This is a genomic window from Acinetobacter sp. LipI_23, from assembly GCF_058243045.1.
In genome coordinates this window covers 1-12,948 of sequence record NZ_JBZAYJ010000005.1, presented here as the reverse complement: position 1 = coordinate 12,948, position 12,948 = coordinate 1, and the positions used below count along the sequence as shown (strand labels likewise).

Sequence of the window (12,948 nt, the reverse complement as noted above, 5' to 3'; positions counted from 1 at the left end):
TAGTCTTACTGATCTCGTGCTGCCCATTCCTTGCGCTATTTTCTTATTCTTGTTTTCTAGAAACATCCAGTTCCCTTATGTATTCATCATAGGGCTAATGCCTTGGATTACCAATCCGCAAAATCCTTAAATCTGTGTAAGTTTTAGCTTACAAAATTGGCCTATTTTATCCCAAGAGTTGTCCGCAGAAATTGGGGATTATTTCTGAACTGTGACCCTTGAGAAATCAGGAAAAAATGCAAAAAAGAGTGTTTTTTGATCAATTTTATTGGCTAAAAGTTACAGTTTTGCTTAAAAAGAAACCGACTTGTTTCCAAGTCGGTTGAACGAGAACGTTCCAAAGGGTATGAATAACGATAAGATACTGATATTAAAGTAATATTAAAAACGCTGTTATTCACCAATTAAAATGTCTATGCGATAAACCATTTAAAATGTCGTGTTTTTAACGACAAGAGTCAAGTACAGGATTCAACTTTCTTTGTTCAATAACAGCTTTCTGAGCTTTACGACTCGGCATACTTTTCTTGAGGCGGGAACGTTTATTCTGTTTTTCCAATGCTTCATGCTGTTGCTGGATATGGGCCAGAACCGAGCCTAATCTTTTATTCTCAACCACTGCATTTTGCTGTAGTCCAGCCAGTTTATTGAAGATGCTGTAGTTGATCTTCCGTCCCTCATACATGATGGCGATAGTTCCATCCGGGTACTCCAGAAATGAAATGTATTGCCCAGCAAGCTTATGATTCAGCTCTGTCGGTTCAAGCATATAAATACACTTGTCATAGGTCAGGGTCAGATTCTTGGTGACCTTACGCGGTTCCTGCCAGGTAAAAATATCATCCAGTTCAAGATCAGATTCGGTTAATGGTCGATGTAAATTCTTTGAGTTTCGTGCACATTTAGCGAACTTCTGATTGAAATGCTCAATAAAGCAGGGTAGCCAAGCATTGGCTTCGGTAATCGAACCAATGCCTTCCAGGCGCATCTCCTTGATCAGGCGGTCCTGAAGGGTTCTGTTGGCACGTTCCACACGGCCTTTGGCTTGGGGTGAGTTGGCGAAGATAATATCAATGTTTAACTCATTCAGAATCCGCCCAAATTGCGTGATCTTGCTATCTTGGCTCGATTTCTGATTGACTCGGAATACCGAGTGTTTATCGCTATAAAAGGCCAAAGGCTTGCCGTATTGTTCAATGTAGGCTCGGGTTGAAAGCATATAGTCAAAGGTCGTTTCAGCCTCACAAAAGCGCAAATGCAACAGCTTGCCAGTAGCATCATCGATATAAACCAGCAAGCAGCATTTGGAAGCTCGGCCTTCAAACCAGTCATGATATGAGCCATCGATCTGGATCAGCTCACCGAAGCAATCACGGTTGTATCGAGGCTGATATGGACGTTTCAGGCGCTTGGATCGAGGAATCCAGAGGTCATTTGCAGTCATCCAGCGACGAACCGTTTCTACCGGGATATTCAGGTCAAACATGCTGCTGAGCTTCTCATGCGCCAAGGTGGGTCCAAAGCCCAGCAAATGTTCAGCAATAATGGAAAGGCACTTTGATTTTAACAAGTCATCATGGCGACGATGGCCAGGTTGACCACGACTGGCATGTGCTATACCTGAGACACCATCTTGATTGAGCTTCTGCAATAACCGGGTAATTTGACGGGTGGAAAGATTCAGGATTTCAGCAGCACGGACCTGGGTAATACGATGATCTCGAACGTCTTGCAGAACTGCAAGCCGTTGAATTTCTTTGTCAGACATAGTGATCAGCATCTATATTTTATATCCAGTCCATGGTGATAAAAACCATCATAAACCAGACATTTTTATTGGTGAGAATATAGACACTTTAAATGGGTTCTAACAAACGCGTTTCGTATAAGCTCTATTATGTTAAATGGACATAAATCAATTCTAAAATTATCTATGATCATTCTTACTTTTACTTCAGTACTGCGGTTAGGGTGGATAGAAAAGGGCCTAACTGCTATCATTGCCCCCGAAACCCTCCAAAATAGATATCTTTCTTAATATGACACTTACGCCACCATAAGTTTATTTATCTCTTAAAACAGTAAATAACTCATCACTGTCTAGTGATGTGGTGTAGTAGCTTGTGTGTCATATATCACATCACTAGCCTTTCCTAAAATTTAAAAAAATAGGCTATTTTCATGTTATCCACTATTCGAGAACAATGGTTCTCCAATATTCGCGGAGATGTTCTTGCGGGTATTGTTGTTGCTTTAGCTCTAATTCCTGAAGCAATTGCCTTTTCAATTATTGCAGGTGTCGATCCTAAAGTCGGGCTATATGCTTCATTCTGTATTGCCGTGGTAATTTCTTTTGTAGGCGGTCGTCCAGGGATGATTTCTGCTGCAACTGGTGCTATGGCTTTATTAATGGTCACACTGGTTAAAGAGCATGGTCTGCAATACTTATTAGCAGCCACAATTTTGACAGGATTTATTCAAATCCTAGCAGGCTATCTAAAATTAGGGGCCTTGATGCGGTTTGTATCAAAGTCAGTCGTGATTGGCTTTGTAAATGCTTTGGCTATTCTAATTTTTATGGCTCAATTACCTGAACTCACTAATGTGACATGGCATGTCTATGCGATGACAATTGGCGGTTTAGCTATTATTTATCTATTCCCTTATATCCCAGTAATAGGGAAACTTTTACCCTCTCCCCTCATCTGTATTGTCCTCCTTACGCTTTTTGCCTTGTTCATTGGTTTAGATGTAAGAACCGTAGGTGATATGGGGCAATTACCAGATACATTACCTATTTTCTTACTTCCTGATATCCCTTTAAATCTTGAAACTTTAGTGATTATTTTACCCTATTCACTAGGTTTGGCAGCCGTGGGTTTACTTGAGTCCATGATGACCGCAACAATTGTCGACGATTTAACAGATACCACCAGTGATAAAAACCGAGAATGTAAAGGGCAAGGTGTTGCCAATGTCGCTTCAGGCTTCTTAGGCGGAATGGCAGGCTGTGCCATGATTGGTCAATCCATTATTAATGTGAAATCTGGTGGACGTACCCGTTTATCATCATTTAGTGCAGGGGTCTTTCTGTTAATTATGGTGGTGTTTATCAGTGACTGGCTTAAAGCCATTCCAATGGCTGCACTGGTTGCTGTCATGATCATGGTAGCAATTGGAACATTTAACTGGGATTCACTACGCAATATCCGCCAATATCCCTTATCTAGCAATATTGTGATGATCGTTACAGTCATCGTGGTCGTTGCGACACATAATTTGGCTTATGGCGTATTAGTTGGTGTACTTCTTTCTGCATTATTTTTTGCCAACAAAATTGAACGCTACATGGCAATTCAGTCCGAATTTAATGAACCTGAAAATACCCGTACTTATACGGTAACAGGTCAAGTGTTCTTCAGCTCAGCAGATAAATTTACTTCTGCATTTGATTTCAAAGAAGCACTTTCAAAAGTTGTGATTGATGTTAGTCAGGCTCACTTTTGGGATGTGTCTGCGGTCGCTGCCGTAGATAAAGTGGTCATTAAGTTTAGACGTGAAGGAACAGAAGTCGAACTGATTGGAATGAATGAAGCCAGTAAAACGTTAGTCGATAAGTTTGGTATCCATGATAAGCCAGATGCTTTAGATCGCTTAAATAGCCACTAAGAGGGATGAATTATGTCAAAAATTATTGCATGTATTGATGGATCATTAGCAACAAATACCGTTTGTGATTATGCAGCTTGGTTTAGCGATAAATTGAATTCACCTCTTCAGTTATTGCATGTCATTGATAAGCCAAAAGCGAAAGCACCACAAGATTTAAGTGGTGCAATTGGTCTAGGAAGTCGAGAAACCTTGCTAAACGAGTTGGTTGAACTGGAAGAACGTAAGGGGAAAATTGAGCTAGAGCATGGCCAAATTCTTCTTCGGGAAGCAAAAAACTATCTATTGGAGAAGTTCTCTATTGATGCTCAAAGCTTTCAACGCCATGGCAGTCTTTTAGAAACAATCATGGGAATGGAAGAGGATATTCGAGTTCTTGTTATGGGTAAGCATGGAACTGAAACCGAGCACAATTCCAGTAAAGTTGGAACCCATATTGAAAATGTTGTTCGTGCTCTTCATAAACCCGTGTTAATCACATCCTCACCGTTTAGTCCACCTCAGTCATTTTTAATTGCTTTTGATGGAAGTCCTACTGCACGTATTTGTGTAGACAAAATTGCAAATAGCCCTTTATTAAAAACCCTGACAGCTCATGTGGTATATGTTGGTAAGCCAAATAGTGATATGACATCACAAGTCACTTGGGCAAAAGAGCTACTTGCAAATAATGGTTTTGATGTCATTGATAGTGTGCTTGAAGGTGATGTTGAGAAATCTATATTGGATTATCAAGAAAAAAACGTTATTGATATGATTGTGATTGGTGCATATGGTCATTCAAAGATACGCCAGTTTTTTATTGGTAGTACGACGACCAAATTGTTATCAAGTTCTACAAAACCAGTATTATTACTAAGATAATTTTTACAAGATAAAGGGATAGTTAAAAACTATCCCTTTTTTAGAATTTCTAAAATTAACATAATACACCTTATACGAAATGTGTTATAATTTATTTTGAAATTCAAATACTTATTTCAAAGTTTATAGCCCAAACATCACTGTTTGGGCTTTTTTTATGATTTTTCACGTTCCACGCCTATTATTTGATCAATGTTCCACAACTTTGTTCATATCAGTTAAACAATCGTGGTTAATCATAGGGTCTAAAAAAACGGCTCCAAAAGCCTCTTTTTTCCGGTTCCTGTTCAATGTGCTCGGGTACTGGAATCCGCTTATTTTCCGTTTGTTCCGGAGTAGTCAATCCGTCATGTTTCGGCTCAGGTTCTGACCGAGGATCCGTTGCTATATCTTGGCTAGGTTTCTGATCGGTAAACGTAGTCATATTGGTTTTTGGAGCTTCTAACAGTCGTTGTATTGCTTCTATTTGATTGTCTTTTGCTTCTAGCTGTTCTCTTTGGAAAACTTCTCGCTCATGTGCAAGTTCTAGCTGTTTTTTAAGTATGTCTACTTGCTGTTTTAGCATGTCTACTTCTGTATCTTTTTGTACCGTAGTAGACTGTAACGTAGTTACATTATTATTTTTATTAGATGGTTCGCCAAATACTCGTATGGCTTCAGATAAATCTATTTTCCCATCACTATTTTTTGATAAATCCCCTTTATTTATACGTTTATAGATACTTTGACGATTCATTCCATAGAGTTGAGCTAATTCAATAACAGATAGTGCTTTCATCATGTAACCCAAGTAAAAGTCTGTATGTCAGTAGACAATATTTAGTAATGTAACGTTACATCAATGATTTAACGATAGCCAACCTTTTCAAGCATGGGAGCAAACTCTTTTAACTTCTCAGAATCTTTAAGCATTTCAGCAATTCTTACTGCGAATTGAGGATAGCTTTCAGTTCCTTGAGAGTATTTACTCATTTCAGGAAGTTCAGATAGCTTATTGGAAAATAAGTGGCGTTGAGAGTCAGTCATTTTTTTTGAAAAAAGATCTAGATTGCCAGATATTGTCTGATTTTCTAATGATTTAGTTTTAGATTTTTTTTGTTTAAAAGAAAAAGAAAAACCAGATATTGAACGGCCTTTTTTATGCTGTTGGTAGGTTGCCTCTATATCTGTTTTTTCGCTAATTTCAGAAATGGCTAAGTCAAGAACTCTAGTTTTAAAGTGATCCATACGCTTGTATTCATTAACACCAATTCCAAGTTGTTCTCTAAAAGTTGCTAATTCAAATACTGGCGTTTTTCCAATAGCTTTCCATTGAATTAATAACTCGTATAATCTTGCTGAATATGTACTGTTAAGCTGGGCTGTTTGGCTTAGTAAATATTGAGTAAAAAAGTCTTTAATACCATCAATTTTACTTATGCCTTGTACAACAGCTAAAGTGAAAACAAGTTCAATAGCCCCTTCATCATCTAGATATTTTACTTGCTGAATCCATCTACTTTTGACTAATTTCCCATCTTCATCAAAGAAGCTAAATCTTCTGTTAAATAAAGAATCCTCTGCTTCTTTCATTCTCTGATAAGCATTTTGCCTTGTTGTCCCAAAAACTTCAGCATATCTCAAAGCATCTATTCGTAAAGGAGTATCTGTACTTAGTCCAGTACCCGTATGTCTAGCATCAACAATGGCTAATTGAACAATATGAAACTCTGATAAAGATAGAGTTTGAAAAGCTTGGTTTAACCGATTGGTTTTTACAACTAATTCTTTTGACATAGACTCAATTGAAATATTTTTATACCCACAGATTATAACAATGTGGGTATAACTGCAACTGTGTAGTTAAGGGTGTAATTAGGAGGGTAACTAAACGTGGGGGAATGGGTAACTAAACGTGGGGGAATGGGTAACTAAACGTGGGGGAATGGGTAACTAAACGTGGGGGAATGGGTAACTAAACGTGGGGGAATACAAAGGTTAGTTATTGAAATTTAATAATTAAAACTAAGTTAAAAACATTTAAAAACCTTAAAATAATTAAAAACCTGAATCATGAAAAATTGCCCTTGGTTTTCGCTTCGCTCAAACTCTATTGAATCTCGCTTTCGCTCGATTCGTTGGGGCAATTTTTTGGTTAAAGTTTCCGTGAATTAGCAAAAAGCAAAAACAACTCGGAATTCGCTTTGCTCATAGAGCTTTTTTACTCGCTACGCTCGGTCTAGGCTCAATTTTCTGCATGTGATTTACGCTTATTTAGGCTTCACAGCCTAAAAAGCGGTTTTTCAGAGAGTCTAGGCGCGAATTTTGATTGTGTCGCTCGTAGACACTCGCTCAACTATGGGGACTCTAAGTTGAAATAATCAGGACTATTCATGTTTATGTTGGTGTTTTTCAATTTCTATCGTTGATAGTTTCTTATGATTACTTTCCCAAGTTGATAGGCCTTCAAGAACATCAAGAAATAAATTTTGTCGTTTAAAAAAATTGTTGTTCTGTTCAGTAATCTCTTTAAATATTTTACTTGTTCTTACGCTATATGCGAATTGAGTGTTATTGACAATTCTATTGGTGATTTGATCTGGTGTTTCCGAACTAATATCAATATTCAATTTTTTAAAGGCTGCTAATACTGCACCACCTAATTCATATTTGCGTCTGTTTTCCTCATTACGCTTGATTTGTGCTTCGGTAAGGGTTTTCCTCGATTTGTTTAGAACTTCGCGTTTATGCTCATTTTCGAGGCGTATACGGTCATTGAGAACCGCCTTATGGATTTTTTGATAAGACTCTAAGGCTCGTTCTAGTCTAAACCAGGTGTCTCGATCCTGATCTTGTTGGGCCAAACTTAAAATTTCAACTTCATTGTCCATTAGTTTTTGTTGGTTATGTGCTTTGAGTTTGATCTGTTCAAGTAAGATTTGGCGTTGTTGATATAGCACTCTATAGCGATCTACAGTTTTAAACTTTTTGAATATCTCTTCATCAAATTTTTCTGTAGATAATAATGACCTTAAAACATGAGACTGAATTTCTGTGAGGAACGGTAATTTTTCTAAAAACTGCTGCAATTGAATCAGATCTTCATTTGATAAAACTTTAGCAGGACGACCTCGTTTCACCATGATCAGCACCCCAAAAAAACACATGAATCAGATATCAGTAGAGTAGCATATGGCTGCATGAATAAATTAAATAAAATGTGGGAACATTTTATTTAATTTATTAGCTCGTTTCCGTGTTTCTAATTCGATATAATTACTAACGCAATTATATCGAATTAGAAACACTTCTCCTCGTGCTCCGCAGGCCATTAGAGACGTAAGTTATTGATTTGTATCTATCAGAGTACTGTTGCTGCATTTTTGACATTTGTTTCTGCAATAGCGATCTACCGTTACAACATCAAAAATGTGTGTTGCTGCAAAAAAAGTGTCGTTACAACATCAAAAATAACGTGAGGGCTAGACGCAAATATGTTCTTCTGTAATCTTGAACACAACAGTAAAAATCCGCCCCAAAAAGGTGGTAAAAATAACAAGCCTAGAACGGCCAAAGAGCGCTTTCACTACATCACTCGAACTGCACAATTTGCACAACATAAAGATCATGTTCATGAACAACTTGAGTTTGTTTGCTCAGGTAATATGCCGAGCTTTGCCGAGGGGAATCCGGAAGAATTTTGGCAGGCCTCGGATCTGTATGAACGTAAAAATGGTCGAGTCTGTTCAAGTTTGGTGGTGGCATTACCAAAAGAGCTTACATCGGAACAACGTATCGAATTGGCAGAGCAGTTTATTCAAGAGTTTGCTGACCGTTATCAATATCCTTATAGCTGTGCTATCCATCATCATGTTGGTAGTCTAGGTGGTCAAGAACAACCCCATTTGCATCTGATTTATAGTGAACGGCATGTGGATGGAATAGAGCGAACACCGGAGCAGTTTTTTAAGCGTTATAACCCTGAACAGCCAGAGAAAGGGGGCGCTCAGAAATTAACAGCCGATGTATTAGGGATGGGCAAAGCACAATTGCAGTTGTACCGACAAAAAACTGAAGAACTCATTAATGACAGCTTACAGCGTTATGCACCGACCAAAGTGCTTGAAATTAGAGGGCTAAAGGTAGAGGTTCCGAATGAGGTGAGTTGTCTATCCAATGAGGATTACAATAAAAAATACGATACTAATCTGCAAGATGTGCCGATGATGAATAAGGCACTGCGGTTTGCCAAAGAAAGTGATCCAGTTCGCTATCAGCAAAAACAGGACATGATTGTAGAAATTAATCGGTTGAGAGCTGAAAATCGTTATGAGCTGTACAAACCCTATTATGAGGTAGAATTGAATAAGCAAAAGTTACTAGAGCAAGAAAAGCAGAAACAGACACAAGAAAAAACGAAAGGATTTGATGGTCCTCGTTTTGGATTTTGATAGAGCGTTCAAAAATCTGTGACAGGTAAACTGACTGTAGGACTGTAAATTGTGTAATGGTCCTTTAAAAGGACCATTCAGGGAGTCTAGCTATTCAATTAACAGTCTCAAAATTGCATAAATGCTCCATCAGGAAAGAATGCTAAAAAAGCGCGTTTAACGTCTTCGTAATCATCATCTATATGTTGATCAAGATGATGCTGCGTCCATACCAATGTTGCTTCTCGATCGTCAAAACATTTATTAACGTTTAAAAATAAACTCAGATTGTTCGATCTATTAATTGAGAGCTCTTTAATGAGTTGAGTTCCAATTTTTCTAGAATTTTCAGAAAGGTATAAATGATTAATCAAGTTTAAATTACCCATTGTTATGCCTCATTTTAAGAAGAAATAATTAAAAACACCTTCTTCATATGTCCTGAAAGAAGGATATGGGAATATTTAAACACATAAATAGTGTGTTAATCACATTATTTATGTGTTTAAATGTAAATAAATGATCTGTGCTATACTTTTCCATCAGAACAATTCTGCTTTTTAAACTATGCCTTACGAAGAATTTCAAAGACTTATAGGTAAGTCTGGCCTTTCTATTAAAGAATTTGCAGCGCTTTTAGATATGAACGCGAACTCCATTACCAACTATAAAAAGAACGGTAAAGTGCCCACTACGATTGCAGTAATTGCGGTCATAATTTCAGATATGAAGGATGATGGTCTGGACTTTTATCCAATTTTTGAGAAAGTTCGAGCTTATCGTGATCAATAGAGTATTTGATGTGAACCCAATTAAAGATTTAATTGGGTTCTAACACGTGCATTTCGTAGAAGAGATTTTATGTTAAGTGGATGATCAAAAGGCCCATGAATTGGGCCTTTCGTATAACCTCCATCATTTTAAATGAGCGGTTTCTAGACTCCCGCACAAGCAAATGCCAATGCTATAACACAAAACTGTAGAATCATTAAGGGTGGGAAAAAGACATGAGTGATGGTCCATAAGCAGGCGATAGGAGTAACTATCCATCTCCCTCCTTTACCAGATGCAGTAATAATAATAAAAATAATTATTTGATAAATAATTACTCCGACACGGTTTTGTTGCACAAATATCTAAAAATATGATTTTATTATATTTATTTTTCATTAAAATTTTCACAACCCCCTTAAAGATCAGTATCTTGCAAAATATTTATGCAACAAAGCCAAAAAAATAGTAAAAAAACTGTAGGGGCTATTCAATAAATAAAATATAAATCGAATCTTTTAATGCTCTTTTTCTTAAATATAAAGGATTTAATTATAATTAATATATTGATATACATGATTTTTTATTATATTTTTTGCTATTCTATGTGTCTGTGCTATCTAGCTTAAAAAACCATCTCCGGTAAATTCAGTGCGGTTAAATAAGAGAAAAATAGAAGTTCAGCTACTTATTGAATATTAATATGCAATCAAAGGGGTAACTTTATAATGCCGATCACAACGGAATTTACAGAGTTCTAAATCATTAAGTATGAAATTTTATTTTACATATATCAAAAAATGACTTTTAAATCAGGTAAAATTATGAACTTTAAATTGGGTAAATCTCCACTTGCACTAGCTATCGTTGCAGCTATGCTTGTTGGTTGTGGCGGTGGTGGATCTTCTTCAAAACCGTCAACTTCGACACCTCCGACCAATCCAACCACGCCTACCGACCCAACTGATCCAACCACGCCTACCGACCCAACTGATCCAACCACGCCTACCGATCCAACTGATCCAACCAAACCAGTTGAAAAAGAGCCATCAGTAGTTGATACAAATACGACTGTTGCTAAGGTAAAAGTTGGGGTGCTTGATAGTGGTGTTGTTGAAACAGAAAGCCTAAAGGGTTCTATTTCCTCAATCAAAAAGTATTCATTTAATACTTCAACCGGCGAAGTTACTGTCACTGATCTATCTAATGCTTCTGCTAATCTGCAGGACAATGGCAATGGCATGCATGGCACGTTTGTATCAACAATAATTGCAGGATCAAGTGTAAATGGTTCTGCCGAGGGAGTTGCCAACGGTGTAGCTGAAATTTATGCAGCTCAAACAACCGAAAATGGTATTGGTACTTCTTATACAAAAACGTTCTTTTTTGCCGCCAATGATCAAATGATGAAAAATGGTGTCAAGTTATTCAATATTTCTTCTGGTTCAACCTGGAACTTAACTGACGAAGAAATGATTGCTTTTATCAATCAATCGGGTGCTTTGGACGTAGTTAAGAATGGTGGCTTGTTGGTTTTCTCTTCGGGTAATGAAGGGCGTAATGAGCCATCATCTTTAGCATTGTTCCCTAAATTTAATGCTGAAATCGAAAAAGGATGGCTTGTTGTTACTGGTTTAAATGAAGATCACACGGAACTATACCGAGATGATAGTGGTGAAGGCGCTAACGCATGTGGTGTGGCTGCAAAATGGTGTCTGGCTGCTGATTATGTAAACAACAACCTATCAAACTCTGCTCTAAGTGACTATATATATTCGTTTCATGGAACATCTGGCGCAGCGCCTCAAGTAACGGGTACGGCTGCATTGGTATGGTCTAACTATCCTTGGATGACAGCAGATCAGGTTCGTCAAACTTTATTGACAACTGCTGATTACATGGACGATGGTAGTGTTAATAATGGTCTATACAATGAAACCTACGGTTGGGGTTACTTCAATAAAGACAAAGCTGTAAATGGCGTTGGAATGTTTACCAAAGAGTTTGGTGACTTTGATGCGAACGTAACTGATGGTTATGTTGGTGTTTTTTCTAATGACATTAAAGGCGATGCCGGTTTAATTAAAAACGGTAATGGTCGTCTGGTGCTTTCAGGTGATAACTCATATACAGGTGATACGACTGTTAATTCGGGCGTTTTAAAGGTATCTGGTGATACATCGAGTTCAGTATTTACGGTTAATGGTGGTGGTACATTACTTGGCGGTAATGGCACAACTGGATCAGTAAACAACTATGGCAACGTCTCAACAGGTGAGGGTACTTTAGCGGTCAAAGGTGACTATACCCAATCTAAAGATGCGTCTCTAACCTATAAAGTTGGTAATGAACTTACTGTCTCTGGTAAAGCGAACATCGATGGTGCTCTAAACGTGACAGCAACCGCTGCTAAATATGTTCAAACAGGCACCCATACGGTACTAAATGCTGATGGTGGATTAACAGGCCAATTCTCGGAAGTAAACACTAAGAGCGCATTCTTGACTGTAGGTAATACGGCTTATGATTCAAACAATGTGTATACCGATGTTGGTTTAAAGTCTGCTTCTGAGACCGCATCGATCAAAGGTGGTGTAAGTACTGCTTCTGCTCAATTGACCGATAAACTTCTTGCTAAAGCTGATGAATTGTATAAATCCGGTGATACTAGCAATAATTTGGTGAATTATGCAGCCCAATTGCAAGCGATTACCACTGCTGACGGCGTACAGGCTGTCTTGAACAGTAACTCAGGTTCAATCTTTGCTGAAACATCTTCGGTATTACTTAAAAACCAAAGTTTGGCAAATGGTTCGATTGTTCGTCATCTAAGTGATGCGGGCTTAGATGCTAGTGGTGTTTGGGTGGACTACACAGCATTAACAACCAAAAATGGTGCAAGCGGTTGGGATTCGGTTGATTCGGATGTTTACTCTACAAGTGTTGGTGTTGATTTCACACTGAATGAAAATGCTTTAATTGGTGGCTATGTATCGCAACTTAAAGATAAGTCTGAATACAGTTTGAATGCCAATAAAGCTGAAACTGACCTTACTGGCTTTGGTGTGTATGGTAAGTATTTATTCAGTGATGCTTATATGCTTGGGACACTCCATTACGGTTTAGGTGATACTGAATACAGCCGCAATGTGAACTCTGGTTTAAGCACTGAGCAGTCAGTAATTAAATCTGATACTTCTGTTTTAAATTCTTATGTTGAAGCGGGTCGAAACTT

General features: G+C 37.8%; 10 protein-coding genes. 5 read left to right on the top strand and 5 right to left on the bottom strand.

All coding sequences use genetic code 11. The features are described 5' to 3' along the window. Positions 1 to 445: 445 nt before the first annotated feature. Positions 446 to 1,780, bottom strand: a complete 1,335-nt coding sequence (locus tag AC4CVD_RS18310) for an ISNCY family transposase (RefSeq protein ID WP_490753541.1) — start codon at positions 1,778 to 1,780, stop codon at positions 446 to 448. A gap of 401 nt (positions 1,781 to 2,181) precedes the next feature. On the opposite strand from AC4CVD_RS18310, the gene AC4CVD_RS18305 reads away from it, so the two are divergent. Continuing rightward, positions 2,182 to 3,669: a SulP family inorganic anion transporter gene (locus tag AC4CVD_RS18305; protein WP_005108963.1), complete on the top strand. Its 1,488-nt coding sequence runs from the start codon at positions 2,182 to 2,184 to the stop codon at positions 3,667 to 3,669. A gap of 12 nt (positions 3,670 to 3,681) precedes the next feature. Beyond that, complete coding sequence (locus AC4CVD_RS18300; protein ID WP_002115246.1) at positions 3,682 to 4,533, top strand: universal stress protein; 852 nt, start codon at positions 3,682 to 3,684, stop codon at positions 4,531 to 4,533. A 232-nt stretch (positions 4,534 to 4,765) separates the two neighbouring features. Here AC4CVD_RS18300 and AC4CVD_RS18295 read toward each other — a convergent pair whose 3' ends face one another. From AC4CVD_RS18295 to AC4CVD_RS18285, 3 genes are all read right to left on the bottom strand, one after another. Then, positions 4,766 to 5,311, bottom strand: coding sequence for a plasmid replication DNA-binding protein (locus AC4CVD_RS18295; protein ID WP_407595441.1), 546 nt, complete (start codon positions 5,309 to 5,311; stop codon positions 4,766 to 4,768). A 68-nt stretch (positions 5,312 to 5,379) separates the two neighbouring features. Next, positions 5,380 to 6,309, bottom strand: a complete 930-nt coding sequence (gene repM, locus AC4CVD_RS18290) for a replication initiation protein RepM (protein ID WP_086222692.1) — start codon at positions 6,307 to 6,309, stop codon at positions 5,380 to 5,382. A gap of 590 nt (positions 6,310 to 6,899) precedes the next feature. Continuing rightward, positions 6,900 to 7,655: a hypothetical protein gene (locus AC4CVD_RS18285; protein ID WP_044110740.1), complete on the bottom strand. Its 756-nt coding sequence runs from the start codon at positions 7,653 to 7,655 to the stop codon at positions 6,900 to 6,902. A 351-nt stretch (positions 7,656 to 8,006) separates the two neighbouring features. Here AC4CVD_RS18285 and AC4CVD_RS18280 point away from each other — a divergent pair, with 351 nt between their 5' ends. Then, a complete protein-coding gene (locus AC4CVD_RS18280) occupies positions 8,007 to 8,963 on the top strand; it encodes a MobA/MobL family protein (RefSeq protein ID WP_085064994.1) in 957 nt (318 codons plus the stop codon). A 107-nt stretch (positions 8,964 to 9,070) separates the two neighbouring features. Here the strand turns inward: AC4CVD_RS18280 and AC4CVD_RS18275 are convergent, their stop codons facing one another. Further along, positions 9,071 to 9,331 (bottom strand): hypothetical protein, encoded by a 261-nt coding sequence (locus tag AC4CVD_RS18275; protein WP_005155907.1) that lies wholly within the window; start codon positions 9,329 to 9,331, stop codon positions 9,071 to 9,073. Positions 9,332 to 9,509: 178 nt separating this feature from the next. Between AC4CVD_RS18275 and AC4CVD_RS18270 the strand changes: the two genes are divergently transcribed. Then, positions 9,510 to 9,734: a helix-turn-helix domain-containing protein gene (locus AC4CVD_RS18270; RefSeq protein WP_005155906.1), complete on the top strand. Its 225-nt coding sequence runs from the start codon at positions 9,510 to 9,512 to the stop codon at positions 9,732 to 9,734. Between the two features lie 803 nt (positions 9,735 to 10,537). Then, a partial coding sequence (locus AC4CVD_RS18265; protein WP_490753651.1) for an autotransporter serine protease occupies positions 10,538 to 12,948 on the top strand: 2,411 nt, incomplete at its 3' end.